Source organism: Kribbella koreensis, from assembly GCF_039525325.1.
GTDB classification, from domain to species: domain Bacteria; phylum Actinomycetota; class Actinomycetes; order Propionibacteriales; family Kribbellaceae; genus Kribbella; species Kribbella koreensis.
This window is the reverse complement of the sequence record NZ_BAAAHK010000004.1, coordinates 353688-379297: the sequence shown is the minus strand read 5'-3', so window position 1 is coordinate 379297 and position 25610 is coordinate 353688. Positions and strand designations below refer to the sequence as shown.

The following is a 25610-nucleotide window of genomic DNA, read 5'->3' as shown; positions in this document are numbered from 1 at the left end:
CACCCCTCCGGTACGCCGGAACGCCCACCTGCCCAGCGGTGGAATGCATCCGCCGACGAGTCGGTTGGCATTGCTATGACGAGCCTTGACTTCGGCCCCTTCGGAATCACCACCGGCTTGACCAGCAGCGCTGACTCCCTGGACGCGGCGAAGGCCGCGGAGGACCTCGGCTACCCCGCCATCTCCCTGTCCGGCGGCCCACTCCCCGGCCTCCAGACCGTCGCCGACCTGATCAGCGCGACCTCGAGGATCAGATTCATCACCGGCATCCTGTCGATCGACCAGTACACAGCCGCCGACGTCACCGCGGCGTACACCACCCTGGAAGCCACCGCCCCCGGCCGCTTCACCGTCGGCCTAGGCGGCGCGCACGGTCCCCACCCGATCCCGCGCCTCAACGAGTACCTCGACCAACTGGACGGCGTACCGACTGAGCATCGCCTGCTGGCAGCCCTCGGCCCCCGAATGCTCAAACTGGCCGCCGAACGAACCGAAGGCGCCTACCCGTTCCTCATCACGCCCGAGTACACCGCCGAGGCACGGGCGCTCCTCGGCCCGGACAAGCTACTGACCGTCGCCCACCTGGTAGTCCTGGAGACCGACCCCGACCGAGCCCGCGCGATCGCCCGAGACACCATCAGCTTCTTCCCCCAGATCCCCGGCTACAACGCCTCCCTCAAACGCCAAGGCTTCACCGACGACGACCTGACCAACCTCCCCGACCACCTCGTCGACTCACTGGCCGCCTGGGGCACCCCCACCCAGATCGCGGACAAACTCCACGAACACCACACCGCCGGCGCCAACCACGTCTCCATCAACGTCATCACCGGCATCACCGGCCCCCAGCCAGTCGACGAATGGCGAGCCCTAGCCCCCGCCCTGCTCACGTAACAACACCGGCCCCCACGTAGCCGCCATACGGCTTTAGCACAACGACCTCTCGTAAAGCCGCGCAGTACTCTCCAGCTTGTCGTACCGATATGGCTTAGCCTCACCGGTCCACTCAAACCCCAGGCGCTCCCAGAACCCCTGCGCCTCCTCGGCATTCGTATCCACCACAGCCGACCTGAGCGTCCGTACCTCCGCCCACTCCCGCCCGACGAACTCCTCAATTCCCCGGTACGCCGCCGCGCCCAGCCCCCGCCCACGATGCCTCCCGTGGACTTCGAGCAGCCCAATGAAAGCCGTGTGCTCATTCGGGTACCCCCGCAGTAGATCGACCACCGCGGCAAGCTGCTCGCCCTCCCACAGCCCGAGCACCTTCTTGGCTTCCTCCGCCACTCCGTCAGGCCGCATCATCAAGAGGCTCTGCGCATCTGCCGCGCCCGGCGGATACCCGGTCACCCGCTCGGTATACCCCGGATCCGACTCGATCAGCTCCTGAAGCGCATCCACATCGCCCGGCGCGAGCTCCCGCAGTACCGTCACTCCGCAGCCTCCAACTCCTCGATGCTGCCGGCCATGATCGCCGGGACGTGGCGGGTCACCTTCTCCGGCGGCCAATCCCACCAGGCCACCTCGAGTAACCTAGCGATCTCGTCCTCACCGAATCGCTTGCGAATCAACTTGGCCGGATTCCCGCCAACAATCCCGTACGCCGGTACGTCGTCAACCACGACCGCCCTGGCCGCGATGATCGCCCCGTCCCCGATCCGCACCCCCGGCATCACCGTCGCCCCGTACCCGAACCACACGTCATTCCCCACCACCGTGTCCCCACGCCCCGGCAACCCGGTGATCAACCCGAAGTGCTCCGCCCATGCCCCACCCATGATCGGAAACGGAAACGTCGACGGCCCATCCATCCGATGATTGGCCCCGTTCATCACGAACGTCGTCCCCTCACCCAGCGCGCAGTACTTCCCGATCCGCAACATCTCGGGCCCGTAGTGATACAGCACGTTCTGCTCGAGAAACCGCTCCGGCTCCACCGGATCGTCGTAGTACGAGTAGTCCCCCACCTCCACCAACTCCGAGTCCACCACTCCCCGGAGCAGCACCACCCGCCCAACCCCCGCCATCGGATAAACAACCCCCGGATCAGGCACACCATCCATACCCCCGACCCTAGGCCGCGCCCGCTCCTCCCCACCCCCGATTTTCCTCCCCACCCGTTCCTCGCGTATCCTCGCGCCTGGAGGATTCGCCTAGAGGCCTAGGGCGCACGCTTGGAAAGCGTGTTGGGGGCAACCCCTCACGAGTTCGAATCTCGTATCCTCCGCCACTCTTCAGAAAGAGCCGGACGCACCTAGCGTCCGGCTCTTTCTGCATCCGAGGATGACTCCGCCCACGCGGCTCGTACCTCGCCGCTCCCCACCCCCCAGCTCCCGCGGTGCTCCTCCGTCGCCCCGCCCGCTGCCTTTGCCTGCTAGCAGTCCTCGGCACGGCGATGACCGTCAGCGCGCAGTCGCACGTGTGGGCTTGGCGCGGCGGTTGCTGGGTGTGGATGGTCGCGCGTTGTCGGCCGGCTTCACGTCTGGTCAGGGTGGGGGTGGGGTGGGAAGCTGCTGGCCCGCTCATAGTGAGGATTGGGATCATGAATTTACAGTTCGTCCGGCGGCTGGTTAGCGCGGCTGCTGCGGTCTTTGTCGCGGTCGTGTTGGTGATGGTGAGTCCGGGGGTGGCGTCTGCCGCGACGGTCAACAATCCGCCGATGTTTCGGGCTACCGAGGTCAGCATCATTCAGGATGACCTGTGTACTGGGAACTTCCAGGCCTACGTGTGCTTCCAGAAGTACGGGGACAACTTCTTCGTCGTGGACATGTATCAGGACAGCTCCTCGGCGGTGGCGTACTTCGAGACTGACTACGGCCGGACCGGCGCTTGCTACAACCCGTACGGCAAGGGGCACGCGGGGGTGTGCAATCTGGACCTCAAAGAGGGCGCGCGGGTGTGCATGTACGCGGGGATCGTCGATCGCAACGGCGCCAACATCGTGGTCATCGCTCTCGATACCAAGAAGTGCTTCTACAACGACCACTGATCAGGCCTGTAGCAGAGAAGAGCCGGACGCATCGCGTCCGGCTCTTTTCTGTGTTCGGCGGGCGGCAGAGGGCATGGGATTACGTGTTTGGCAAATCCCGTGGAGGGCATGGAATTTGCTTTGTCGCAACGGTTTCCGGGGAAAGTTTTAAAGTTTGACAGTGGCTTTTGGGGTTGTTTATGGTCCGGTCGGTCAGGGGTTCGCTGGTCGATTGACGAGGGGTTCGATGGCGGTTCGGCGGCGGTTGGTTCTTGGGGTGCTCATGGTTTGTTCGTTGATGATTTGGGTGGATAACACTGTTCTGAGTACGGCGTTGGAGACGCTGGCGGATCCGGGGCGGGGGCTGGGGGCCGGGCCTGGGCAGTTGCAGTGGGCTACGGGGGCTTACACGTTGGCCTTTGCGGGGTTGATGTTCAGCGCTGGGGCGGTGGGGGATCGGGTTGGGCATCGGACGGTATTCGGGTGTGGGTTGGTCGTTTTTGCCGGCGGGTCGCTGTGGGCGGCTTATGCGGGCGGCGCGGGGCAGCTGATTGCGGCGAGGGCTGTGATGGGGATGGGGAGTGCGCTGATTACGCCTGCGATGTTGGCGATTCTCATGTGGACGTTCACGGGGGCGGCGCGGGCTGCGGCGATCAGTGTTTTCTCGACGTCGGCAGGGGTGGGGATGGCTGCTGGGCCGGTGTTGGCGGGGTTTTTGCTGGGGCGGTTCTGGTGGGGGTCGGTGTTTTTGGTCAATGTGCCGGTTGCGGTGGTGGCGTTGGTTGGGGTCGGGGTGCTGGTTCCGAATTTCCGGAGTGCCACGCAGCGGCCGCTGGACCCGGCAGGGATGGTGCTGTCGATCGCGGGGCTGGTGGCGCTGGTCTATGGGTTGGTTCGGGCGGGGCAGGTGGCGGCGTGGAGTCGCGCTGACGTGTGGGGACCGATCGTCGTCGGGCTGGTTCTGCTGGCGGGATTCGTGGTCACAGAGCTCCGGGTGAAGGTGCCTGGTTTTGATCCGCGGTTGCTGACGCAGCGTGCGTTCGGGGGTGGCAACGTGGCGCTCGGGCTGCTGCTCTTCGGGGTGGCTGCCATCACCTTTTACAACGCGTTCTATCTGCAGGGCGCGCTTGGGTTCTCGCCGTTGGAGGCGGGGTTGGCAAACGTCCCGACGGCGGTCGGGGCGCTTGTGGGGGCGCCGGCTGGGGCGCGGATGGTTCGTCGGTTTTCGCTGCGGCCGGTCAGCGTGCCGGCGTTGGCCGTGGCTGCGCTGACCATGGGCGGGTACGGGTTTGTTGGGCTGCAGACTCCGCTGGTCTGGATCGAGGTGCTGTTGCTGGTGCAGGGGCTCTCGATCGGGATGGTGATCGGGCCTGTTACGGCCGCGCTGATCAGCGATCTGCCACTGGAGCAGGCGGGTGCCGGGTCGGCGGTCACCAACACGGTGCGGCAGACCGGCAGTGTGATCGGGATCGCGGTGGGCGGGACGGTCATGTCGATCGTCTACCAGAGGGCGATCGAGTCTTCGCTCGACGGGCTACCTGGTCCGGTACAGGACCAGGCGCGCGTATCCGCCGAACAGGCCCGTCACCTCGCCGCTGCTATCCACCAGCCCGCTCTTGCTCGGGCTGCTGATGACGCGTTTGTCCATGCCATGCACGTTGGTGCGGGCTGGATCGCCGTCATCGCGCTGGTTGGAGCAGGCGTCCTGCTGGTCAGCCTTAGACGACCTGGGTGATTTTGCAGTCGATGCCGGCGGGGCCGATGGGGAGTAGGGCGGGGGTGGTGCCGGTGAAGGTGGTGGTGCCTTGGACTTCGAAGGTTTGGGTGCCTATTTGGGCCTGGGTGGCTGCGTCCAGGACCTCGACGGTGACTGAGTAGCTGGAGGCGTCGCCCGTGATGGTGCCGGTGATGGTTACGGTGCCTTGGGAGCCGACGGTGTTGACCTGGCAGTTGACGCTGGTTTGGTAGCTCTTGCCGCCTACCGACGGGGCACTGGTGCCTGCCGGGCCGGCCCGATCGTAGAGGGCGGCGGCGACTATCAGGACGGCGAGTACGGCCAGGGTGATGATCAGGCCGGTCTTCCGCCTGGGGCGCTGGGGGGAGCCGTAGTCGTCGCCGGCCATGGTCCATTCGTGAGTCGGCATCTGTCCCGTCGCCCTGGTCGATTCTGGTCGGCGCGGTAAGCGCCGGACAGTGTTATACCCCAACGACCGGGTCGGCTACTTCAGAGCGGCGATCACTCGCATGGAGCCGCTGGTGACGCGGATGCGGCGGTCGCGGAAGAGGCGGGTGCGCTCGAAGGGCGGGATCAGGCGGGAGGCCGGGTGAAGGAGCTCGCGGACGCGGGAGGTGACGAACGGGAGGGCGTAGTACTGGTAGGCGCTGTCGATCGCGGTCACCTGGAAGTCGGTTCGGTGGAGTAGTTCGGTGATCGTCTTGTGGTCGTAGTAGCTGACGTGTTCGGGGATCTTGAAGGAGACCCAGCGGGAGCCGGAGACGCGGGACAGGAGGCTGCCGATGTTGGGGGTGACCATCACGATCAGGCCGCCGGGGTTGAGCAGTCCCCCAGCAGTACGGAGGAAGGCAGCTGGGTCGGTGACGTGTTCGATCAGGTGGGAGGCGAAGATGACGTCGTACTTCTCGGCCTGGATCTCGGGGATCTCTTCGACCAAGCCGCAGTACACGCGGCCGGGGTAGCGCTCGTCGGCGAACTTCACGGCCGAGGGTGACAGATCGACCCCGTACGCGTCGTAGCCGGCGTCGAGAGCCGCCTTCAGGAAGTAGCCGTAGCCGCAGCCGACCTCGAGGATGCGGCCGGTCGGCACGAATTCGGCGATCCGGCGGACGTCCTCACGGAAGGTAGCCAGATACTCGGCTTCTTGGCTCTCGTACTGCGAATAGCCCGAACCCTCGCCGCCGAAGTACGACTCCTCCTCATAAAGCGCCCGCAGCGTCTCCGGCGTGGGCGTCGGCACCAATTGCACCAACCCGCACGCCGGGCACTCCTCGATGCCGTACCCGTCCTTCGCGCCCCGCGGGCGGAAAGGCCCGCCGGCACCGCACAGGATGCAGACGACAGATGCATCGGTCATTGATCAGTCCCCGCCTCGGATCGCGCCGTATTGCGCAAGACCAGGACCGTATCGCGTTCAAGGGCCCCATCCCGATGGCTCGGCTTCTGCTTAGGGTGAACGGCATGAGTGCCGAGACCGAGGTTCTTGCTGTTTCCGCGGCTTGGGATGCCGCGCTCGTCCGTAACGACGCGGAGGCAGTAGCCGCGTTCATGGCGGACGAGTGGGTGTACGTCGGTCCGACGGGCCCGACCGGGAAGGCCGCCATCGTCGGTTGGATCGCCGGCGGGCAACTGGCTCACCACACGATGGAGATCGTCGGGGAGCCGCGGGTCGCCGGGCATGGCGACTCGGCGGTCGTCACAGCGCGTAAGCGGAGTACCGGCGCCTGGGAGGGCGTCGCCTATGCGGCGGACGAGTGGATCAGCGAGGTCTTCGTACGGACCGACGGCGGCTGGAGCTGCGTGCTCAGCCATAAATGCCCGGTGGCCGCCTGAGACAAGGGGTGTCTCAAAACGAGACATACGGTGATCGGACGGCTACCTACGCTCGCTGTATCGGGATTCTCGCCCTAAGGAGCTGGCCATGACGACTATCGACGCCGACATTCAAAGTGCTCAGCATGCTGCCGAGGTTGAGGTTCCAGCGGTGACCGGGGATCCGGCGCTGATCGGGCTGCCGAGCTTCATCGTGGGGTCGGTCGCGCTCGGGCTCGTCCTGGTCGGGTATGTCTCCGCGGCGGGGGTGGGGGCGTCGCTGCCGATCATCGTCGCGGCGACGGCCCTCGGGCTGACGATCGCGGCCATCTGGGCGGCGGCTGTCGGGCAGAGCGCGGTGGCTGGGGTGTTCGGGATCTTCGCCGGGTTCTGGTTGAGCTACGCGACGCTCGTGCTGGGGTTGACGCACAACTGGTTCGCGATTGCGGCCGGCGATGCCCTTCACACACAGGGGTTGTTCGTCATCTCGTGGCTCGTCGTGATCGGGATGCTGACACTGGCGACATTGCGGCTGCCGGTCGTCTACACGCTGCTCTTCGCGTTGATCGAGATCGCCTTGGTACTGGTCCTGATCGGCACCCTGCAGCAATCCGCCGGCACGCTGAAGGTCGGCGGCGTGGTGGTCTTCGTCTTCGCCGCGGTAGGCGTCTATCTGTTCTTCAACGCCGCCTCGCAGTCGACCGGCGGCAAGGCTCTGCCGCTCGGAAATCCAGTCGTTCGCGGCTGAGAAAACGAAAGGCAAGGAGAAAGGATCTCCCTGCCGTGTCTAAGTTATAACGCATGGGGGGACTTGCCGCAAGGCCCCGGTGATGCTTCACACTCACTCCCTGTAGCCGATTTGGGGAGTGTGGATGCGGGTTTTGTTGTCGACGTACGGGTCGCGCGGGGACGTCGAGCCGATGGTCGCGCTGGCGCTGGAGTTGCAGGCCAGAGGTGCGGAGGTGCGGGTCGCGGCGCCGCCGGATTTCGAGGAGTTCCTGGCCGGCTTCGGTCTCCCCTTGGTGCCGATCTGGCGGTCGGCGCAGGGGCTGACCAAGTCGAAGCCGGCGACTTCATCCATTCCAGAGCGGGCGGCGGAGATCGTCGCGGCCGAGTTCGAGGTGCTCACCGACGCGGCGCGCGGGTGCGACGTAGTAGTTGCCACGGGCATGTTGCCGGCGGCGGCCGGTGCGTTGTCGGTGGCGGAGTTGCTGAACATCCGGGCCCTCTCGGTGACCTTTCAGCAGCTCACGTTGCCATCCAGTCAGCGGCGGCCGTTGGCGCTGCCCGGACGGCCTCTCCCCAAAGACGTGACGGGCAACCAGACGCTGTGGGAGCTGGATGCCGAGAGCAACAATGCACTGTTCGGCGAGGCGCTCAACAGCAGCCGGATCAAGTACGGGCTGCCGCGGGTCGACGATGTTCGCGGGTACGTCGTCGGCGACCGGCCCTGGCTGGCGACCGACCCGACGCTCGATCCGTGGCAAGGACCCCAGCCAATCGTCCAAACAGGCGCCTGGATCCTGCCGGACGAGCGCCCACTGTCCAACGACCTCAAGGAGTTCCTCTACAACGGAGAGCCGCCGGTGTTCGTCGGCTTCGGCAGCATGCCCATGCACTCCTCGGAAAACGCCGCTGAGGCGGCCATCGAGGCGGTACGCGCGCAAGGCCGCCGCGTGATCCTGAAGCGCGGCTGGGCAGAGCTCGACCTCATCGATGACCAGGACGACTGCTTCGTCGTCGACGAGGTCAACCAGCAAGCACTGTTCCCGCAGACGGCCGCCGTCGTGCACCACGGCGGCGCCGGTACGACGATGACCGCGACCAGAGCCGGTACGCCGCAAGTCATCGTCCCCCAGCTGGCCGACCAGCCGTACTGGGCCGGCCGTGTCGCCGACCTGGGCATCGGGACAGCCCACGACGGCGCGGCCCTGACCACCGAATCCCTCTCCACCGCCCTCAAAGCCGCACTACTGAAGAAGCCAGAAGCCCAAGCGATAGCAGCCAAGATCCGCACCGACGGAACAGCAGTGGCCGCGGAGCTGCTGCTGCACGATGGGAGCCGCTGACGTGAACCCCTTGAAAACCAGCGCTTTCGACCTCCCCGCCAACCTCGCAGCCAAGGCCGACCCCGCCCTGATCGGCAAGGACGAGGAGCATTTCGCCGCGATCGCCGACAGCCTCCAGCAGACGATCACCGAACTCTCCGAGCGCCTCGACGAGACCCGCAAGGCCCCCGGCGGCGAGGGCCAGGAGGCGCTCGACCGCGACCTCGAGGTCCACCGCCTGACAGCACGGCTCCGCACCCTCAAACGCTTCGGCCTGGACCTGACCCTCGGCCACATGGTCACCACCGACGACGAGGTCGTGTACGTCGGCCGCCTGGGCCTCACCGACCGCGACGGCCGCCGCCTGCTCATCGACTGGCGATCCCCCGCCGCCGAGCCGTTCTTCGGCGCGACCCACGCCAACCCGATGGGCCTGTCCGACCGCCGCCGCTACCGCTGGACCCGCGGCCGCATCACCGACTACTGGGACGAAGTCTTCACCGCCGAAGGCTTCGAAGGCCATAAAGCCGCACTCGACGATCAGTCCGCGTTCATCGCCAGCCTCGGCAGCAACCGCTCGGCCCGGATGCGGGACGTCCTCGGCACCATCCAGTCCGACCAGGACGCGATCATCCGCGCCGGCTCCCGCGGCGCGCTGGTCGTCGACGGCGGCCCCGGTACCGGCAAGACGGTCGTCGCACTGCACCGTACGGCGTACCTCCTGTACTCCGATCCGCGCCTCGACCACAGTCACGGCGGCGTACTGTTCGTCGGCCCCCACCAGCCCTACCTGGCCTATGTCTCGGACGTACTCCCCAGCCTCGGCGAGGAAGGCGTGCAGACCTGCACCCTGCGCGACCTCCTCCCCGAGGGGCCAGCGGCACCCGACGAGCAGGACCCAAAGATCGCCCGGCTCAAGGCGACCGCCGACATGGTCAAGGCGATCGAACCGGCCGTCCGGCTGTACGAAGAGGCACCCACCAAGCGGATGACGGTCGAGACGCACTGGACCGACATCCCGCTCACCTCCGCCGACTGGGCCGAGGCGTTCGGATCGGCCGACCCCGGTACGCCGCACAACGAGGCGCGCGACCAGGTCTGGGACGAGTTGCTCACGATCCTGGTGGACAAGCACGTCGAAGAGTACGAAGACGAAGACCTCTCAACCGAGACGATCCGCAGATCCCTCGAGCAGAACGAGGATCTGATCGACGAGTTCGGCAAGGCCTGGCCGCTGATCGAGCCGACCGACCTAGTCGGCGACCTCTGGTCCGTCCCCGCGTACCTCCGCATGTGCGCGCCCTGGCTCAGCCCCGAGGAGGTCAAACTCCTGCAGCGCAAGGATCCCCAGGCCTGGACGGCATCGGATCTACCTCTCCTGGACGCAGCCCGGCAGCGACTCGGCGACCCCGAGGCCTCCAGACGGAAGCGTCGGCAGAAGGCCGCCGCCGCGGTCGAACGCGAGCGGATGAAGGACGTCATCGACCACATCATCGAGGCCGACGACGACAACGAAGGCTGGATCCCGATGCTGCGCGGCCAAGACATCCAGGAGGCGCTCGTCGACACCGGCGGTCTGCCCACCGCGGACCCGGACTTCCTCAAGGGCCCGTTCGCGCACATCGTCGTCGACGAGGCGCAGGAGCTGACCGATGCCGAATGGCAGATGCTGCTGCTCCGCTGCCCGTCGCGCAGCTTCACCATCGTCGGCGATCGCGCGCAGGCCAGGCATGGCTTCACGGAGTCGTGGGAGGAGCGGCTCGAGCGGGTCGGACTGGATCGGATCAACCTGGCGTCCCTGAGCATCAACTATCGGACGCCGGAGGAGGTGATGACGGAGGCCGAGCCGGTCATCCGCAAGGCGCTGCCGGACGCCAACGTGCCGACGTCGATCCGCAGCAGCGGGGTGCCGGTGAAGTACGGGGACGCAGCCGAGTTGGAGCAGCTCGTCGACGGCTGGCTCGCCGACCATCAGGAGGGGATCGCGTGTGTGATCGGCGATCCGGCGTACCGGCCGGCTTCTCCACGGGTACGGTCGCTGACGCCTGAGTTGTCCAAGGGGCTCGAGTTCGATCTCGTCGTACTGATCGATCCGGAGTCGTTCGGTGAGGGCATCGAGGGTGCCGTCGATCGGTACGTGGCGATGACCCGGGCGACACAACAGCTGGTGATCCTCAGTGTGCCCCTTGTCACACTCGATGAAATGGATTAGTTTCAGCCTGGAAGTAATCCCCTCCAGGCATGTTTCAGGTGGTCGCTCTCTGTCGCCGGCGCGTGCCGTAGTACCGGCGAAGGAGACAACATGGCCAGTACGACGCCGCCCACGGCGGCACCCGCTCGTCGTACCCGGGGCGGGGCGCGTGACGACACGCGCCTCGCCCTGCTCTTCATCCTGCCCGCCCTGATCGGCTTCTTGGTCTTCATGGTCTGGCCGACCCTGCGTGGGATCTATCTGAGCTTCACCAAGTTCAACCTGCTCACGCCGGCGGAGTTCAACGGCCTGGACAACTACGTCCGGATGGTCCAGGACCCGGTGTTCTGGAACGCGTTGAAGGTGACCTTGTACTACGTGGTCCTCAACATCGGCATCCAGACCGTGCTGGCGCTGGTGATCGCCGTGATGATGCAGCGGCTGACCCAGAAGACCTGGCTGCGCGGCATCGTCCTGACGCCGTACCTGGTCTCGAACGTGGTCGCCGCGATGGTCTTCCTCTGGATCCTCGACTACCAGCTCGGCATCGGGAACAAGCTGCTCGGCGCGATCGGGATCGACCAGATCCCGTTCCTGTCCTCCGACACCTGGGTGATCCCGACGATCGCGCTGATCAACGTCTGGCGGCACCTCGGCTACACCGCGCTGCTGATCTTCGCCGGGCTGCAGACCATCCCGAACACGGTCTACGAGGCCGGCAAGATCGACGGCGCGAGTGAGGTCCGGATGTTCCGCCACCTCACCGTGCCGCTGCTGCGGCCGATCCTGTCGCTGGTCCTGATCATCACGGTGATCGGCTCCTTCCAGGTCTTCGACACGGTCGCCGTCACGACTCGCGGTGGACCCGTCGACTCGTCGCGGGTGCTGCAGTTCTACATCTACGACATCGCGTTCGGCCGGTTCCAGTTCGGCTACGCGTCGGCCATGTCGGTCGCGCTGCTGCTCGTCCTGATGGCGATCACCTTCGTCCAGTACCGGTTGACCCGGGCCGACTCGTCCGACCTGGCCTGAGGAGGCGAGCATGAGCATCATTCTCGACAGCACCCCGTCCGTCGCTCTGCCGGCAGACGACGTACCGCCCCCAGCTCCGCCACGTCGGTTCAGCATCGGCCGCGGCCTGGCCTGGACGTTCATGATCCTGGTGATCCTGGTCAGCCTCTTCCCCTTCTACTGGATGCTGCGCACGGCCCTGTCCAGCAACAACGCCCTGTACGCCGGGGGCGACAGCGCCCTGCCCGTGCAGCCGTCCCTCGGTGGGTTCGAGCGGGTCTTCGGCCTGCAGACCGGGCAGGCCGCGATCGACGCGGGCGGCGCCGGCCAGGAGATCCACTTCTGGCGGTACCTGTTCAACTCGGTCGTCGTCTCCACCCTGATCACCGCGGGACAGGTGTTCTTCTCCGCGATGGCGGCGTACGCGTTCGCCCGGTTGCAGTGGAGGTACCGCGAGCGGGTGTTCGCGTTCTTCCTGGCCGGCCTGATGATCCCGTCGATCTTCACGCTGCTGCCCAACTTCGTGCTGATCAAGCAGCTTGGCCTGGTGGACACGCTGCTCGGGATCGCGTTGCCGACGATGTTCATGACGCCGTTCGCGGTGTTCTTCCTGCGCCAGTTCTTCCTCGGCATCTCGCGCGAGGTGGAGGAGGCGGCGCTGATCGACGGCGCCTCGAAGACCAGGGTGTTCTTCACGCTGATCCTGCCGATGTCGGTGGCGCCGATCACGACGCTGGCGATCCTGACCTACATCGCGTCCTGGAACGAGTACTTCTGGGCGCTGCTGGTCAGCTACACCGACAAGTCCCGGGTACTGACCGTGGCGCTCGGCGTCTTCAAGTCGCAGACCCCGCAGACCGGGCCGGACTGGTCCGGGCTGATGGCGGCCACGCTCGTCGCCGCCCTTCCGATGCTCTTGCTGTTCATGATCTTCGCCAAGCGCATCGTCAACTCCATCGGCTTCAGCGGGATCAAGTGAGGACGCCATGACGACTATCAGGCAACGGATCCGGGCGGCTGCCGTCGGCGTCATCCTGACCGCGAGCACGCTGACGGCGTGCGGCGGTGGTGGGGGCTCGAGCACGAACGGCACGATCGAGTACTGGCTGTGGGACTCGGCACAGCAGCCGGGGTACCAGAAATGCGCCGATGCTTTTCATCAGGAGAATCCCGACCTGAAGATCCACATCTCGCAGTACGGCTGGGACACGTACTGGTCGAAGCTGACCGCGGGCTTCATCGCCGACACCGCGCCGGACGTGTTCACCGATCATCTGTCGAAGTTCGCGCAGTTCGTTGATTTGAAGGTACTTCGCCCGCTCGACGACCTGGCGCCGACTGCCGATATCCAGGACGGCGACTACCAGGAAGGTCTGGCGGAGTTGTGGAAAGGCCAGGACGGTAAGCGCTACGGCGCTCCGAAGGACTGGGACACGATCGCCATCTTCTACGACAAGGCCGTTCTGAAAGCGGCCGGTGTTGATCCGTCGGAGCTGCAGAACCTCAGCTGGAACCCCACCGACGGCGGTAGTTTCGAGAAGCTGGTCGCGCATCTGACCGTCGACGTGAACGGCAAGCGCGGTGACGAGCCGGGCTTCGACAAGGAGCACGTCAAGATGCACGGGCTGTCCGCCGAGGGCTCGGGCGGTGGCGGTTGGGGGCAGACGCAGTGGTCCGCTTTCGCCGGCAGCGCCGGGTGGCAGGCAACGGACAAGAACCCGTGGGGCACGAAGTTCAACCTCGACCAGCCGTCGCTGCAGGACACGCTCAGCTGGTACTTCGGGTTGGTGAACAAGGGCTACATGCCCAGCTACGCCGAGATCGGTGGTACCAACTCCGTCGGCACCGACAAGCAGATCCAGTCCGGGACGGCCGCGATGGGGCTCAGCGGGTCGTGGATGATCTCCACCTTCACCAAGCTGACCGACGCCAAGGGCAAGAAACTCGACATCGGGCTGGCGCCGACGCCGATCGGCCCGAGCGGCAAGCGGGCGTCGATGTTCAACGGCCTGGCCGACTCGGTCACCACCTTGTCGAAGCAGCCCGAGAACGCGGCCAAGTGGGTGAAGTTCCTGTCCGGCGAGCAATGCCAGAACATCATCGGCCAATCCGGCGTCGTCTTCCCGGCCCGTCCGGCCGGCACCGACCTGGCCATCAACTACAACAAGACCGAACGCAAACTCGACGTCACCCCGTTCACCCAGCAGGTGAAGGACAAAACGACGTTCCTCTTCCCGGTGACCACCAACGCGGCCGACATCACCGCCTTGATGGCACCCCGCCTGGACGCCGTCTACATCGGCAGCTCACCCGTCTCATCCCTCACCAAACTCAACAACCAGCTAGACAAACTCTTTGAGGTTGCTTCGTAGGGCCAACGACCTGGTGCGGTGGCGGTACCAGGCGTAGGCGATCAGGGCGCACACGATGCCGTTGAGGAAGGCAGCGGCGATGTCTGTCGGGTGGTGCATGCCTCTGTAGAGGCGGGCGTAGGCGACCAGTAGGGGCATGCACAGACAGACGATGATCGTCAGGGTTCGGAGCCAGGCGCGGTGGATGGCCAGGGCCAGCAATGCGAACGACAGGTACAGGCCGGTGGAGGCGCCGGTATGGCCGCTGGGGTAGCTGCCCGTCGGGGGTGAGGGGTCGAGCTTCTCGACCTCGGGGCGTTGCCGGCCGACGACCTGGGAGGCGATCAGGAAGATCAGGCCCTGCATGGCGATCGCCAGCACCGGTACTGCGGCGAACCGCCAGTCACGGGTCCGCCACAACAGGATGGCCGCGACGATGATGCAGACACCGATGACCGATTCCGTATTGCCGATGTGCGACCAGATCAGCGTGATCGTGTTCCAGGTACCGTCGCGTTGGTTCGCGAGGTCCTTGTTGACCGCCTCCTCGGAGTGCGACAACCCGTCGAGCGGGCCCTTCAAGGCGAACCCGAAGCCGACGATGACGCCACCCAGCCCTACGCAGGGTGCGACGGCCCGGGTGAGGAGGTCGCTGCCGTCTTGCCGATGAAACCGATCCATGATGAGTACACGATCCCTACGCCGAGGATGAATCCCGCGACCACGTCGGACGGGAAATGGGCGCCGATGAAGATCCGGTCCAGACCGACGGCGACCACCACGAGGGCAGCCACCGCCATCCCGATCCGTCGGCCGGCCACCGACAGCAACGGCCACAACAAGAACACCAGGACGCTGGCCGCCAAGGTGATGTTGAGGACGTGACCCGAGGGAAACGAGTACCCCTGGGCATGCGGAACCGAATCGTCGACGATCGGCCGCTCCCGCTGAACGACGAGCTTGGCCAGCGCCCCGATCGACCAGCCGGCCATCATCGTGACGCCCGCCCACAACGCCCTGCCCTTCAACTTCCTGGCCCGCCACGCCCAGATCACCACGACGAGCGAGACGGCGTAGACGCAGACCGGCTGGCTGATCGCCTGCACGACCTCCAACGCCGTCACCAGCCCGTGCCGCACGGAGAAGCTGGTCGCCCGCCCGATCGCCGAGTTGTCCAGATCGATCAACGGATCGAACTGCTGCCGCACCGCGAACCCGAGCACCAGCACCGGCAGCGCGAACACCGCCATCGCAAGGACCCCACGCAGCAGCCGCCACCCCCGCGTCCGCACCACCACGCCAGCCGTCGTCATCAATCCCCAGTGCCCGCGCACCTGCACCCGAAACGCCCTATGGCTGACTGGCCGTTGCGAGGGCCTGCTTCGGTACTGCGGCGCGGAGCTTCGCGGTGTCGATCGGTACGACGAGGTCGCCGCGGCTCACCCATTCGGCGATGTTCGCGACCATCGCGCCGACCGCTTGCTGGGAGGTCACCGATGGCGCGGGGACTGCCCAGTTGGACGGGCATCGCGCGACCAGGAAGCAGCCATATGCGAAGGTCGAGCCGTTGAGGACCCGAGCCCCGGACGGCGCCGTATACGTCGTCACGTGCATCGGCGTCGCCTGGCCGCTCGTCCGGCAGGCTCCGGTAGCGGACGCCACGATCGCCTGTCCCGCCTGCTGGTAGAGACCCGGCTGGACGTAGTCGACCTCGCCCGCGACGAATCCGGGCAGGTCCGTGCCTTGCGCGACTCCGTCGAAGAGCCAACCGGCCCCGGTCGTCAGGGTGTTACCGACGACCGCGCAGTTGTACTCCGCACCGAGCAACGGCTGCGACGCATAGCCATCACCCAGGTACCGCCAGGTGCTGGAGGTATAGCCGGCTGTATAGCGATCAATGTCCCAGGCCCGCCTGCTGTCGTCGGTATAGGTGATCCGCCGGTACGCCGTATTGGCGCCGAGGTTGGCCACATTGACCCCAGCCGCAATCGCCTGACTCAAAGCCGCCCGCATCCGCAACGAGTAGTACTCGTCATGCCCAGGCAGGAAGACGGTCCTGGCCCGATCAGCTACCTGCCCCCCGAAGGCATCCAGGTCCTCGTCGGTCCAGTACGTGACGTCGAGCCCCTTCGACTCGGCCCAGAACACCAACCCCTGCTCGAGCGGAAGGAACTGGCCCGAGCCCTGCCCCTCGGCGTACGGGCGGTCGAAGGTCAGCCGGCCCGAGCCGGTGGCCAGGCTGGTGTAGAAGCTCACGCCGCCGTAGTTGTTGTACGCCTGCCAGGTCGCCGTGGCCTGCTGGATGAGCAGATCGTGCTTCGCCCCGCTGTCGTCGCGGATCGTCAGCGGCGCGTACGACGCGACGCCGCCGCCGCTGACCTTGACGAGATAGGTGCCGGGCACCCATGTGCCATCGATCGGAATGGTCGTAGTCATCGACCAGTGCGCCGCCGACGTCATCCGCAAGTCGTGGCCGTTGTCCGTGCCGCCCGTGGTCGGATCCGGTTGGATCACGGTCGGCACGCCATCTTGTCGCCAGATCTCTCGAGCGCCCAAGCCTTGGTAGTAGCCCATCCGGTAGGCGACGACGCTGACCGGGTCGCCCGACGTCACCTTCAGGCCGACGATGTCGCCGCAGGTCGCGGACGTCTGGGTGAGGTACGCGGCGAGCGCACCGTTCATCGAGGGCGGGATCACCCAGTCGGCGGTCCCGGTCTTCGCGTTTTCGGTAGCTGTGGCCGGCCAGTTCGCCGGACATCCCGCACGGCCTCCCGGGAGCGATCCGGGCGGTATGGCAGGCATCGCGGCCGGTGGAGCGATCAGGGCGAGGGTCGTGGATCCGGACATCAGCGCCGTGCCCGTCGAGGTCGACGCGGACATCGCCAGCGTGAGAATTCCGCCGTACTTGGACAGTACGAGCCCGTTGACCGGGATCGACAAGCGGGCGCCGGCCTTGACCGAGAGCGGTGCTCGTGGCCTCCAGGTGGCGTATCCGCCGGAGGTGGCCAGCGTTCCGTTGATACTCGTGACGGCGCCCGATGCGCCGGCCGGCAACTGCATCCGCACCGAGCTCAGCACGCCGGCCCGCCCCACCGTACCGGCGTAGGTGAGCGTCGTCGTCTGCCCTGGAATCGGATTGGTGGCGATGATCTTCACCGCCGCCGGCGGGACGGTTGCCTGCAGCCCCAATATGCCGCTGCCTGACGACAGTACTGCCCCGGTTGTCCCCGTCGCCTTGAAAACAAGGCTCCAGGGGCCGCCGCTCGGCAAGCGTAGGCCGTACAGCGGGATGGCGAGTCTGGCGCCGACAGCGACAGCGATCGGCTTGGCCGGACGCCAGCGAAGTACACCGGGCGACGCCGTCGTCACCGTGCCGTTCACGGAGGTGATCTTGCCAGTCGATCCGGGAGGCACCGCCATGACGACGTCTCGCAGTACGCCCGCGCGGGTGATCGTTCCGCGATAGGTCAGGGTCGTCGGCGACCCTGTGGACGCGGTGACGGTCACATTGGCGCTCACCGCAGCGGTTGCGGTCAGTACCGGACTGATCACCGACAAAACGACAGCAAGAAACAACACCCTCCGGACCATGGTTCCCCCCTGGACCCCACTCCCCTTCTTTCGAGGTTAAGCACACAAGGCCGTTCCGGACCAGACCGAGATTCAGCCTGTGACCCACTCGATGCCGGAGCTCACCCGGCCGGCGGCCAGCCCCGGGAAATGCGCACCCACCCCCGGCGTACTCCGCATCCGCTCCCAGAGCCGGTCCCGACTGCGCTGCGCGGCCGCGGCGTCAACGTCACCATAGGAATGCCAACTCGGCTCGGCCAACTGAATCGGACACGTGATCGCGTCCCCCACAAGCAGCAAAGCCTCATTGCCCGAGGCAACCTCCAGGCACAGATGCCCCGGCGTATGCCCCGGAGTCAGTACGACGCTGACGCCCGCCGCGACCGCCGTGTCATGCGTCAGTGGATGCTGCCGATCGGCATGCGCCAGGAACCCGTCCCGAATATGCGCCCGGATATCACCCGGCCCGTTGACGAAGTAGTCCCAGTCCGCCGCTCCGTACCAGATCATCGCGTTCGGAAAAACCGGCTCGGCCGCCAGATCGAAGAGCCACCCCACATGGTCGGTATGAAAATGCGTCACCACGACGTCGGTGATGTCCCCGGCCGCCACCCCCAACGCCCCCAGCCCGACGAACAGCTGCCCGCCAACCAGCCGCATCCCCTGCGCCAACTCATCCTGATCCGGCCCCAGCCCCGCATCGACCAGAATCGTCCGCTCCCCGGTCCGAACCAGAAAACACCCGATCGGCAACCAGGCGAACCCATCCCGCCCAAAAAACGCAGACGGCCCGACATCCTCTCCGAAGTACTTCGGATGCACGACGAACGTCCCGTCACTCACCGCATCCACCCGAATCCCACCAACCTGCATGCGCGCCTCCTCCGACTGGTCGTCAGGGCCATCACAACAGCACTGACGGCCAGCCGGAAGGACGGGGTCAGCCGCCGAGCAAAGGAAGCAGCTGGGCTTCCTCGTGGGCCAGGTGGTCGAGGAGGGCCTGGGTCAGGCGGTCCAGTTCCGGGGCGATGGCAGCGGGGGTGGCTGTGGCGAGGAGGGATTGGAGGTCGTCGAGGAGGGTGGCGATGGTGTCGTGTTCGGCTTGGAGGCGGTTGATGGTTTCGGCTGCTTCGGGGTGTTGGGCCAGGACCGCGGGGAAGATGCCCTGGGACTCGCCGCTGTGGTGGTTGTGGAGGCCCTGGCAGAGTTTGAGGCAGTTGATTCTGAGTTGGGCGCCGAGGGTTGTGGTGGCGCCGGTGGTCAGGACTTCCTTGCGGATCAGGGTGAGTTCGCGGCGGAAGGCTTCGTGGATCTTCAGGAGTAGGTCGGCGATCGAGCCGGTACGTTCGCCAGGCGGGCCGGTTGTCGCGCTGACGAGGGCCACGACCGGGATGGTTCGGGTGGTGTTCGCCTGGTACTTCGCCCAGCCGGGGTCGGCCGCGGCCAGTCGGGCGAAGGTTTCGGTGCGCTCGGCGTCTCGTAGTACGAGGGCTGTGGCGGGGTAGGTGAAGAGGCCGGTCTCGACCGTGCACGCGGGGTTGGCGAGCAGGTTGTGGTACCAGCCGGGGTGCTTGGGGCCGCCGCCGGCCGAGCCGACGACCAGGACGCGGTCGGTGGTGTCGGGGTAGTACCCGAGGATCGCCGTCCGCGGCAGACCGGTGCGGGCGCCGGTCGTTGTCAGGAGCAACAATCGCGCATCTTCGAACTGGCCGCCGACGCGGCCGTCGTTCGCGCGGAACTCCTCGATGAGCTGCTGGGTGAAGTCGGACAGGGTTCTGTCTGCTTTCTGGCTGAAGTGAAATCTCAGGACCGGAGAAACGCAGAGATGAAGGGGGCCCGCGAACGCCCCCGCCGCCGCTCAGAGAGCAGCCGGGTGCCCTACTCGTGTATGGCTCGAGGCCGACCCGGCAGTCACAGGGAAGAGATTAACCAGCAAGCGGGTCACAATGTCTGTCGTGGACTCATTGCGCGACCGACTCGTCGTGGCCGGTGTCGAGCTGCTCGAAACCGAAGGGCTGGCCGAGCTCTCGTTGCGGGCGATCACTCGGCGGACCGGCGTCTCGCACGGCGCACCTCGCCGCTACTTCCCAACCCACAACGCCTTGCTGGCAGCCATCGCCGCCACCGGTCTCGCCGATCTGGCAAGAGACCTCGGTACGCCGACAGCGGCCGGCTCCGCCGAGGAGCAGCTGATCGAGTTGGGCGTCCGCTACCTGGCCTTCGCCCGCACCCGCCCGGCGATGTTCCAACTCATCTTCCGCCACGACCTGCTCGAAGGCGCGGGCGGCAACCTCCGTCAGACCTCACTCCCCCTGCTGGCCACCATCACCACCCTGATCGAACAAACCGGCGCCGCCGACGCCCCCACCCGAACCATCACCCTCTGGACCAACCTCCACGGCCTCGCAACCCTCACCATCACCAACGCCCTGGCTCTTCTGGACGCGGACCCGGCCGCGTTGATCCCGGGCATCGTGCACACCCACCTCTCCTGAAGAGTTCAACGGAGGTCGGCCAGTACTCCGTAGTGGTCGCTGAGCCAGATGTTTTCGACGGGGGTGGCGCCGATCAGACGAGCTGCGCTGATCGGTGCCAGGGTGAGGATGTAGTCGATGCGGCGACGGTGCTCGGTTTCTCCGAGTAGCCGGAGGATTTCGGCCGCCGCGACCGGGTTGTCGACCGTCCAGGTGTACCCGGGTGCATCGGTCGTCGCGGACCAGGCGTCCTCGTAGTACCGGAGGAGATAGCTCATGGTCGGCGAGTCCGGCGCTGCGTTGAAATCACCGGCGACGACCGTCGGCGACGCCGTGTGGTGCCTGGCATCCAGCGCGGTGATGTCGTGCGCCTGCTGGAGGCGGGCTTGCTCGTGTTCGGGTCGCCACGGGGTGGTGGGCACGATGAGGAGCTGTTCGCCTCCGTCCGGTACGTCGACCGCGACCGCGACCGTCCACCAGTGTGGATCGCCGCGATGCTCCTCGACGTCGACGACCCGATGCGGCCACCGGGTGGCGACGACCGTGCCATGGCCGACGCCGACCGGCGCGATCAGCTCATGTTGCGAAGTGGTGTGGATCAGCCCGGTACCGGCCGTCAGTTCCGCGAGTTGGGTGCCGGGGTGGCAGACCTCTTGGAAGGTCGCGATGTCGGGGGACGCGCGGCGGAGTTCAGCGTTGATCAGGGCGGTCCGGCGCGGATCGCCCTGATCGTGCTGGACGTTCATCGTCAGGACTCGCATCGATCGGCCGGTGCCCGCCGCGGCCGCCGGCCAATCCGGAGTACGAAGATTTTCGGATTGTCGTCACAGAGAGTTATATGACCGATTCCAGCCGTAGTGGAATTGCGGCCGAAAGGCGGTCGGAACGGAAAAAGTGCGGGGGATCGGGGAAATTGTGGAGAAAGGTGTAACGGCCCTCAGGTTGTGACGATAAAAGGTTGAGACGTCCTGGTCTTGAGGGGGGCAAGTGGACGCTCCGGTGGTTCTTCGGAATCGCCGGTGGTTTGGAGGGGGCCCCAGCAGGTGCTCGCCCGGGGCGGGGTGAGCACCTGCGGAGGGGGCCTTTTCGGCTTTCTAGCCCTTGATTCCCACGTTGGCCATGCCTTCGACGAAGCGCTTCTGGGCGAAGACGAACATCACGATCATCGGCAGCGTCGCGAGCGCCGTGCCGGCCATCAGGTACGGCCACTGGATCTCTGCCGGGTTCTGGGCGAAGATCGCCAGCCCCAGTTGCAGCGGCCGCATCGAATCCGACGTCGTGATCATCAGCGGCCAGAGGAAGCCGTTCCAGGCCGCCTCGATCTGGAAGACGCAGATGGTGATCAGGGCCGGCTTCACCAGCGGCGTCATGATCCGCCAGAAGATGCCGAACTCGCCCAGCCCGTCGACCCGGGCCGCCTGGGCCAGCTCGTTCGGGATAGAGACGTAGAACTGCCTGGCCAGGAAGGTGAACAGCGGCGCGGCGCCGAGCGGGATGATGAGTCCCCACCAGGAGTTGAGCCAGCCGATGCCGCCCTGGCCGATGATGTTGTTGCCGCCGAACAGCGGGATCGACTTCACGATCAGGAACAGCGGTACCAAGATGATCTGGAACGGCACGAGCAGCAGCAGGATGAAGTAGCTGAGCAGTGCCTTTGAGCCGCGGATCGGCAACTTGGCCAGCGCGTAGCCGGCCGTCGTACAGACCGCCAGGGTGAAGGCCGTCTCGCCGACCGCGATGAACAGGCTGTTGCGGAAGTACCGCAGGAACGGCGCGGTCTGCATCGCCTCGACGAAGTTGTGCCAGCGCAGCTCGCCCGGCAGCCAGGAGAACTTGGCGATCTCCAGGTCGCTCTTGAAGGCGGTCAGCACCATCCACAGGAACGGCGTGATCATCAGCAGCGCGCCGATGCTCAGCGCGACGTACAGCAGCACCCGGCCGGGCCGCAGACCCGGCGGCTTGGTACCGACGATGGGACCGGTCAGCGTTGCGCTAGTCATTGACATCCGCCTTCTGGAGCAGGCGTCCGAGCCCGATGAACGCCGCGATCAGGATCATCATGATGACCGTCTCGGCGGACGCTGCACCGAGTCGCAGGGCCTGGAACGCGTTCTGATAGATATCCAGCACCAGCACCGTCGTCTCGGTACCGGGACCGCCCTTGGTCATCACGTAGACCAGGTCGAAGACCTGGAAGGTGCCGACGATCGAGGTGACCAGGACGAAGAACTGCACCGGCCCCAGCGCCGGCCAGGTCACGTTGACGAACTTCTGCCAGCGGTTCGCGCCGTCCAGCGCGGCCGACTCGAGCAGATCCCGCGAAACGCCTTGCAGGGCGGCCAGATAGATGATGATCTTCGTGCCGAGCCCCTGCCAGATGCCGACCACCATCAGCGACGGCAGGGCCGTGTTCGGGTCGGACAGCCAGCGGCCGGGGGCGAAGCCGAACAGGCTCAGGAAGCCGTTCGCCAGACCCGAGCCCGGGTTGTAGATCCACAGCCAGATGGTCGCGATCGCCACCGTCGCGGTGACGGTCGGCAGGTAGAAGGCGGTCCGGAAGAAGCCGATCGCCTTGATCTTCTGGTTCAGCCCCATCGCGACCGCGAGCGAGATCGCCATCGACAGCGGGATCACGACGACGGCGTACAGGATCGTGTTCTTCAGCGCGGCCAGGAAGTCCTGGTCGCGGAACAGGTCGGTGTAGTTGGTGAAGCCCACCCAGGACCAGGAGTCGCCGAAGCTGTAGTCGGTGAAGCTCAAGGTGATCGCGGCGACCACCGGGATCACGATGAAGATTCCGGAGTGCAGCAGGGCGGGCGCCAGCAGCACCCAGCCGGCCCGGACCTGACTGCGGATCAGCTTGCGGCTGTCCTTGGCCGGGGCGGCCGAACGCTTCGTACTGACCGCAGGGGTGGCACGTTCGAGGGTTGCGCTCATCGGGACTGTCCTGCCAGGTTGGCCAGCACCTTGGCGGGATCCTTCTGTCCGAGGACCGCCTGGGTGAGCTGGGAGTCGAAATTGGCCCGCATCTCCAGCCAGTTGGCCGAGCCGCCCTCGTAGATGGCGAGCTCCAGACCGCCGGCGACGAACTTGCTCAGCGGGTTCGACTGCGCCTGGGGCGAGTTGACCGCGTCCTTGTACGCCGGGATCTTGCGGTTCAGCTTGGCGATCGCGTCGACCGAACTCGGCTTGGTGAGCGACTGGATGAACGACCAGGCCGCTTCCTTGTGCCGGCTGCGGGAGCCGATCGAGGCCAGGTCGCCACCGACGAACTCGACCTCCTTGCCGTTGTCGAAACGGAAGAACTTGAGGTCGTCGCAGTTCTTCTGGCCGATCCCCTTGTCGGAACAGTCGACCGCGCCGCCGACGATCCCCATCGCGGCATCACCAGACAGCACGAGGGGTTGCTGGGCCGCGTTCTGCTGCCCGTACGGCTGGACGTGGTTGATCATCGACTTCAGCCAGTTGAGGACCTCGAGGCCCTTGTCGTTGTCGTAGTTCGGCTGGCCGTCGACGTACAGGTTGGTGCCGGTGGAGGCGAGCAGGGTGGTGTAGGTCTGCCGGAAGCTGGTCGGCGCGGCCAGGTCGAAACCGGACCGGGTGATGGTGCCCTTGTCGTTGCGCTTGGTCAGCTTCTCCGCGGCGGCCTTCAGCTCTTCGAGATTCGTCGGCGGCTTGTCCGGGTCGAGGCCGGCCTCCTTGAAGGCGCTGATCCGCAACGCGACGGCGCGGGCGTCGGCGACCACCGGGTAGGCGTAGAGCTTGCCGTCGTACGTCGCCGCCGGGACCATCGCGCCGATGCTCTTCTCCTTGATCACGTCCGGCGTGACCCCGTACGGCGCCAGGTCGGCGAAGATCCGCTTCGACGCGAACGGCTGGATCCAGCCGACGCCGGTGACCATCACGTCGTACGGGATGCCGGCCGCGATCGAGGTCGACATCTTCTCGTTCAGGTTGCCGTACGTCGCGAAGTCCGGCTCGACCTTCATCTTCGGATAGGCCTTGTTGAAGTCCGCGACGACCTTGTCGAACTCTTCTCGCCCCTTCGTACTGGGCGGGAAGGACGGGATCAGCACCCGCAACGTGCCGGTCGCCTCGGCCGGCGGGACACCGTCCGTGGACTTGTCGATCACCCCGTTGCCACAACTGCTGGCGGCGAGGCCGAGCACGGCGGCCAGCACCACCAATCCACTCCGGGCACCACGTCTCACAGGGGAACTCCTTCGCTGACGGGCGGGACCGGCGCCAGCTACGTGACGACCAGACCACCGAGTGCAGCGAAAGTATGGGGAAAGGGCTTTCCCGTCAATACCCCAGCGCTCGAATGATCAAATTCGATCAGCGAGTGCCGCCCCACAGGACTCGCGGACGCGGAGTTCCGGCAGGAGGCTCAAATGCTGGGTCGCCGGGGCCTGATCGGGGGGCGTCCGGAGCTTGCGGAGGAGCAGTTCGCAGGCGGCCTCACCGAGCTTGAGCTTCGGCGGGCAGACCGCGGTCAGCGGGATGACGGCCAGCGCGGCGGTCTCGTCGTTGTACGCCACGATCGCGAAGTCGTCCGGGATCCGCAGCCCGCGTTCCATCGCTCGCTCGGTCAGTCGCGCGGCGTGTTCGTCAGAGTGAACCAGCGCGGCCCGGGCACCGAACGCCTCGCATTCAGCCAGGAACTTGTCGTGCTGGGCGAGCGTGGTCGGGTCCTCACCACGAGCCGGCAGCGCGACCGGCGAGATGAACAGCTCCACCCCGAGCGATTCGGCCGCCTGGGTGATGCCCTGCCGCAACCAGTACGCCGTAACGCTGGCGTTCAGGTTGATCCCGATCCGCCGATGGCCGAGCGAGACGAGATGACGCAGCGCGAGCATGGCGCCGTACGCGTGATCCGTGCGCACGTGGTCGTATTCGCGCCCGACATCCGGGAACCCGAAGGCACGCTCCATCAGCACGACCGGTACGTCGATCGCGTCCAGCGTCCGGCTGATCTCGGCGGCGCGGCCGTCGCCGAGCGCAGTACTGAGGAGCAACCCGGCGACCCCGATGCCGAGCACCTTCTCGAGGCGCTCCTGCTCGACGGCGACGTCGTACCCGGAGACGCCGAGCACCAGGCGGGCCCCGTACCGCTCGGCCGTCGCCTCGGCACCGCGGATGACGTCAGTGTAGTAGAAGGTCGAGCTCGGGACGATGATGCCGATGGTGGGCTGATTGCCGCTCTGGCTGCTGCGGCCGGGGGCCGGCGTGGTGCCGACGGCGCCGCCGTGGACCCGGCGCAGGAGTCCGGCCGTGTCCAGTTCGGCGAGGTCCCGGCGTACTGTGATCGCGGAAACGCCCAGCTCGGCCGCCAGTTCGGCCACCCGCAGCCGGCCGTGTCGGCGCAGGCTGCGCAGGATCAGCTCGTGGCGTTCCGGTGCGAGCATGCGGTCCTCCGGGGACGGTGATCCGGATGTGATTGTTTGTGATCA

The 25610-nt window shown here is 66.3% G+C and carries 25 protein-coding genes and 1 tRNA gene; 12 read left to right on the top strand and 14 right to left on the bottom strand.

Annotation, left to right across the window (positions count from 1 at the left end; translation table 11 throughout):
- Nucleotides 1–75 precede the first annotated feature (75 nt).
- The gene (locus ABD116_RS10065; protein WP_343967312.1) at nucleotides 76–894 is read left to right on the top strand and encodes a TIGR03620 family F420-dependent LLM class oxidoreductase; all 819 of its coding nucleotides are present in this window, start codon (nucleotides 76–78) and stop codon (nucleotides 892–894) included.
- Between the two features lie 33 nt (nucleotides 895–927).
- Here the strand turns inward: ABD116_RS10065 and ABD116_RS10060 are convergent, their stop codons facing one another.
- Nucleotides 928–1431 (bottom strand): GNAT family N-acetyltransferase, encoded by a 504-nt coding sequence (locus ABD116_RS10060; protein ID WP_343967309.1) that lies wholly within the window; start codon nucleotides 1429–1431, stop codon nucleotides 928–930.
- On the bottom strand, nucleotides 1428–2060 hold the full coding sequence (locus ABD116_RS10055; RefSeq protein ID WP_343967307.1) for a CatB-related O-acetyltransferase: 633 nt from the start codon (nucleotides 2058–2060) through the stop codon (nucleotides 1428–1430). Before ABD116_RS10055 ends, ABD116_RS10060 begins: the two co-directional genes overlap by 4 nt.
- A 79-nt stretch (nucleotides 2061–2139) precedes the next feature.
- On the opposite strand from ABD116_RS10055, the gene ABD116_RS10050 reads away from it, so the two are divergent.
- From ABD116_RS10050 to ABD116_RS10040, 3 genes are all read left to right on the top strand, one after another.
- A tRNA-Ser gene (locus ABD116_RS10050) sits at nucleotides 2140–2227 on the top strand.
- A gap of 312 nt (nucleotides 2228–2539) precedes the next feature.
- Nucleotides 2540–2986: a hypothetical protein gene (locus ABD116_RS10045; protein ID WP_343967305.1), complete on the top strand. Its 447-nt coding sequence runs from the start codon at nucleotides 2540–2542 to the stop codon at nucleotides 2984–2986.
- A 226-nt stretch (nucleotides 2987–3212) separates the two neighbouring features.
- Nucleotides 3213–4700, top strand: a complete 1488-nt coding sequence (locus tag ABD116_RS10040; protein WP_343967303.1) for an MFS transporter — start codon at nucleotides 3213–3215, stop codon at nucleotides 4698–4700.
- Here the strand turns inward: ABD116_RS10040 and ABD116_RS10035 are convergent.
- Together ABD116_RS10035 and ABD116_RS10030 are read right to left on the bottom strand one after the other, a co-directional pair.
- Complete coding sequence (locus ABD116_RS10035) at nucleotides 4684–5109, bottom strand: hypothetical protein (RefSeq protein ID WP_343967302.1); 426 nt, start codon at nucleotides 5107–5109, stop codon at nucleotides 4684–4686. The two genes, ABD116_RS10040 and ABD116_RS10035, sit on opposite strands and share 17 nt — an antisense overlap.
- 75 nt (nucleotides 5110–5184) lie before the next feature.
- Nucleotides 5185–6057, bottom strand: coding sequence for a class I SAM-dependent methyltransferase (locus ABD116_RS10030; RefSeq protein WP_343967301.1), 873 nt, complete (start codon nucleotides 6055–6057; stop codon nucleotides 5185–5187).
- A gap of 104 nt (nucleotides 6058–6161) precedes the next feature.
- Here ABD116_RS10030 and ABD116_RS10025 point away from each other — a divergent pair, with 104 nt between their 5' ends.
- From ABD116_RS10025 to ABD116_RS09995, 7 genes are all read left to right on the top strand, one after another.
- Nucleotides 6162–6533 carry a nuclear transport factor 2 family protein gene (locus tag ABD116_RS10025; protein WP_343967299.1) on the top strand — a complete coding sequence of 124 codons (372 nt, stop codon included), beginning with the start codon at nucleotides 6162–6164 and terminating at the stop codon, nucleotides 6531–6533.
- Nucleotides 6534–6621: 88 nt separating this feature from the next.
- Nucleotides 6622–7260: a GPR1/FUN34/YaaH family transporter gene (locus ABD116_RS10020; protein ID WP_343967297.1), complete on the top strand. Its 639-nt coding sequence runs from the start codon at nucleotides 6622–6624 to the stop codon at nucleotides 7258–7260.
- Between the two features lie 124 nt (nucleotides 7261–7384).
- On the top strand, nucleotides 7385–8581 hold the full coding sequence (locus tag ABD116_RS10015) for a glycosyltransferase (protein WP_343967295.1): 1197 nt from the start codon (nucleotides 7385–7387) through the stop codon (nucleotides 8579–8581).
- Nucleotides 8568–10772 carry an RNA polymerase recycling motor ATPase HelR gene (helR, locus tag ABD116_RS10010; RefSeq protein ID WP_425552070.1) on the top strand — a complete coding sequence of 735 codons (2205 nt, stop codon included), beginning with the start codon at nucleotides 8568–8570 and terminating at the stop codon, nucleotides 10770–10772. The genes ABD116_RS10015 and helR overlap by 14 nt, the downstream gene beginning before the upstream one ends.
- A 90-nt stretch (nucleotides 10773–10862) precedes the next feature.
- Entirely contained in the window at nucleotides 10863–11783 is a 921-nt protein-coding gene (locus ABD116_RS10005) for a carbohydrate ABC transporter permease (RefSeq protein ID WP_343967291.1), read from the top strand.
- Between the two features lie 10 nt (nucleotides 11784–11793).
- Entirely contained in the window at nucleotides 11794–12741 is a 948-nt protein-coding gene (locus ABD116_RS10000) for a carbohydrate ABC transporter permease (RefSeq protein WP_343967289.1), read from the top strand.
- A 7-nt stretch (nucleotides 12742–12748) separates the two neighbouring features.
- The gene (locus tag ABD116_RS09995; RefSeq protein ID WP_343967287.1) at nucleotides 12749–14134 is read left to right on the top strand and encodes an ABC transporter substrate-binding protein; all 1386 of its coding nucleotides are present in this window, start codon (nucleotides 12749–12751) and stop codon (nucleotides 14132–14134) included.
- Here the strand turns inward: ABD116_RS09995 and ABD116_RS09990 are convergent.
- The 5 genes from ABD116_RS09990 to ABD116_RS09970 form a co-directional block, all read right to left on the bottom strand.
- Nucleotides 14105–14794 (bottom strand): phosphatase PAP2 family protein, encoded by a 690-nt coding sequence (locus tag ABD116_RS09990; RefSeq protein WP_343967285.1) that lies wholly within the window; start codon nucleotides 14792–14794, stop codon nucleotides 14105–14107. The two genes, ABD116_RS09995 and ABD116_RS09990, sit on opposite strands and share 30 nt — an antisense overlap.
- Nucleotides 14731–15426 carry a phosphatase PAP2 family protein gene (locus ABD116_RS09985; RefSeq protein ID WP_343967283.1) on the bottom strand — a complete coding sequence of 232 codons (696 nt, stop codon included), beginning with the start codon at nucleotides 15424–15426 and terminating at the stop codon, nucleotides 14731–14733. The genes ABD116_RS09990 and ABD116_RS09985 overlap by 64 nt, the downstream gene beginning before the upstream one ends.
- Before the next feature lie 37 nt (nucleotides 15427–15463).
- The gene (locus tag ABD116_RS09980; RefSeq protein WP_343967280.1) at nucleotides 15464–17692 is read right to left on the bottom strand and encodes a N,N-dimethylformamidase beta subunit family domain-containing protein; all 2229 of its coding nucleotides are present in this window, start codon (nucleotides 17690–17692) and stop codon (nucleotides 15464–15466) included.
- Between the two features lie 84 nt (nucleotides 17693–17776).
- Complete coding sequence (locus ABD116_RS09975) at nucleotides 17777–18556, bottom strand: MBL fold metallo-hydrolase (RefSeq protein ID WP_343967277.1); 780 nt, start codon at nucleotides 18554–18556, stop codon at nucleotides 17777–17779.
- Between the two features lie 67 nt (nucleotides 18557–18623).
- Entirely contained in the window at nucleotides 18624–19430 is an 807-nt protein-coding gene (locus tag ABD116_RS09970; RefSeq protein ID WP_343967687.1) for a nitroreductase/quinone reductase family protein, read from the bottom strand.
- 208 nt (nucleotides 19431–19638) lie between these two features.
- On the opposite strand from ABD116_RS09970, the gene ABD116_RS09965 reads away from it, so the two are divergent.
- Complete coding sequence (locus tag ABD116_RS09965; protein ID WP_344844666.1) at nucleotides 19639–20178, top strand: TetR/AcrR family transcriptional regulator; 540 nt, start codon at nucleotides 19639–19641, stop codon at nucleotides 20176–20178.
- A 5-nt stretch (nucleotides 20179–20183) separates the two neighbouring features.
- Here ABD116_RS09965 and ABD116_RS09960 read toward each other — a convergent pair whose 3' ends face one another.
- The 5 genes from ABD116_RS09960 to ABD116_RS09940 form a co-directional block, all read right to left on the bottom strand.
- The gene (locus tag ABD116_RS09960; protein ID WP_343967272.1) at nucleotides 20184–20918 is read right to left on the bottom strand and encodes an endonuclease/exonuclease/phosphatase family protein; all 735 of its coding nucleotides are present in this window, start codon (nucleotides 20916–20918) and stop codon (nucleotides 20184–20186) included.
- 333 nt (nucleotides 20919–21251) lie between these two features.
- On the bottom strand, nucleotides 21252–22157 hold the full coding sequence (locus tag ABD116_RS09955) for a carbohydrate ABC transporter permease (RefSeq protein ID WP_343967270.1): 906 nt from the start codon (nucleotides 22155–22157) through the stop codon (nucleotides 21252–21254).
- Nucleotides 22150–23094, bottom strand: coding sequence for a carbohydrate ABC transporter permease (locus ABD116_RS09950; RefSeq protein WP_343967268.1), 945 nt, complete (start codon nucleotides 23092–23094; stop codon nucleotides 22150–22152). The genes ABD116_RS09955 and ABD116_RS09950 overlap by 8 nt, the downstream gene beginning before the upstream one ends.
- Nucleotides 23091–24368: an extracellular solute-binding protein gene (locus ABD116_RS09945; protein ID WP_343967266.1), complete on the bottom strand. Its 1278-nt coding sequence runs from the start codon at nucleotides 24366–24368 to the stop codon at nucleotides 23091–23093. The genes ABD116_RS09950 and ABD116_RS09945 overlap by 4 nt, the downstream gene beginning before the upstream one ends.
- Before the next feature lie 117 nt (nucleotides 24369–24485).
- Nucleotides 24486–25565 (bottom strand): substrate-binding domain-containing protein, encoded by a 1080-nt coding sequence (locus tag ABD116_RS09940; RefSeq protein WP_343967264.1) that lies wholly within the window; start codon nucleotides 25563–25565, stop codon nucleotides 24486–24488.
- Nucleotides 25566–25610 lie beyond the last annotated feature (45 nt).

What these genes read in the sequence shown, in the direction of transcription:
- ABD116_RS10045 (WP_343967305.1), top strand. Translation starts at nt 2,540, where the DNA reads ATGAATTTACAGTTCGTCCGGCGGCTGGTTAGCGCGGCTGCTGCGGTC.
- ABD116_RS09990 (WP_343967285.1), bottom strand. Translation starts at nt 14,794, where the DNA reads ATGGATCGGTTTCATCGGCAAGACGGCAGCGACCTCCTCACCCGGGCC.
- ABD116_RS09975 (WP_343967277.1), bottom strand. Translation starts at nt 18,556, where the DNA reads ATGCAGGTTGGTGGGATTCGGGTGGATGCGGTGAGTGACGGGACGTTC.
- helR (WP_425552070.1), top strand. Translation starts at nt 8,568, where the DNA reads ATGGGAGCCGCTGACGTGAACCCCTTGAAAACCAGCGCTTTCGACCTC.
- ABD116_RS10020 (WP_343967297.1), top strand. Translation starts at nt 6,622, where the DNA reads ATGACGACTATCGACGCCGACATTCAAAGTGCTCAGCATGCTGCCGAG.
- ABD116_RS10015 (WP_343967295.1), top strand. Translation starts at nt 7,385, where the DNA reads ATGCGGGTTTTGTTGTCGACGTACGGGTCGCGCGGGGACGTCGAGCCG.
- ABD116_RS10040 (WP_343967303.1), top strand. Translation starts at nt 3,213, where the DNA reads ATGGCGGTTCGGCGGCGGTTGGTTCTTGGGGTGCTCATGGTTTGTTCG.
- ABD116_RS10030 (WP_343967301.1), bottom strand. Translation starts at nt 6,057, where the DNA reads ATGACCGATGCATCTGTCGTCTGCATCCTGTGCGGTGCCGGCGGGCCT.
- ABD116_RS10005 (WP_343967291.1), top strand. Translation starts at nt 10,863, where the DNA reads ATGGCCAGTACGACGCCGCCCACGGCGGCACCCGCTCGTCGTACCCGG.
- ABD116_RS09995 (WP_343967287.1), top strand. Translation starts at nt 12,749, where the DNA reads ATGACGACTATCAGGCAACGGATCCGGGCGGCTGCCGTCGGCGTCATC.
- ABD116_RS10025 (WP_343967299.1), top strand. Translation starts at nt 6,162, where the DNA reads ATGAGTGCCGAGACCGAGGTTCTTGCTGTTTCCGCGGCTTGGGATGCC.
- ABD116_RS09940 (WP_343967264.1), bottom strand. Translation starts at nt 25,565, where the DNA reads ATGCTCGCACCGGAACGCCACGAGCTGATCCTGCGCAGCCTGCGCCGA.
- ABD116_RS09950 (WP_343967268.1), bottom strand. Translation starts at nt 23,094, where the DNA reads ATGAGCGCAACCCTCGAACGTGCCACCCCTGCGGTCAGTACGAAGCGT.
- ABD116_RS10000 (WP_343967289.1), top strand. Translation starts at nt 11,794, where the DNA reads ATGAGCATCATTCTCGACAGCACCCCGTCCGTCGCTCTGCCGGCAGAC.
- ABD116_RS09985 (WP_343967283.1), bottom strand. Translation starts at nt 15,426, where the DNA reads ATGACGACGGCTGGCGTGGTGGTGCGGACGCGGGGGTGGCGGCTGCTG.
- ABD116_RS10065 (WP_343967312.1), top strand. Translation starts at nt 76, where the DNA reads ATGACGAGCCTTGACTTCGGCCCCTTCGGAATCACCACCGGCTTGACC.
- ABD116_RS10035 (WP_343967302.1), bottom strand. Translation starts at nt 5,109, where the DNA reads ATGCCGACTCACGAATGGACCATGGCCGGCGACGACTACGGCTCCCCC.
- ABD116_RS10055 (WP_343967307.1), bottom strand. Translation starts at nt 2,060, where the DNA reads ATGGATGGTGTGCCTGATCCGGGGGTTGTTTATCCGATGGCGGGGGTT.
- ABD116_RS09955 (WP_343967270.1), bottom strand. Translation starts at nt 22,157, where the DNA reads ATGACTAGCGCAACGCTGACCGGTCCCATCGTCGGTACCAAGCCGCCG.
- ABD116_RS09960 (WP_343967272.1), bottom strand. Translation starts at nt 20,918, where the DNA reads ATGCGAGTCCTGACGATGAACGTCCAGCACGATCAGGGCGATCCGCGC.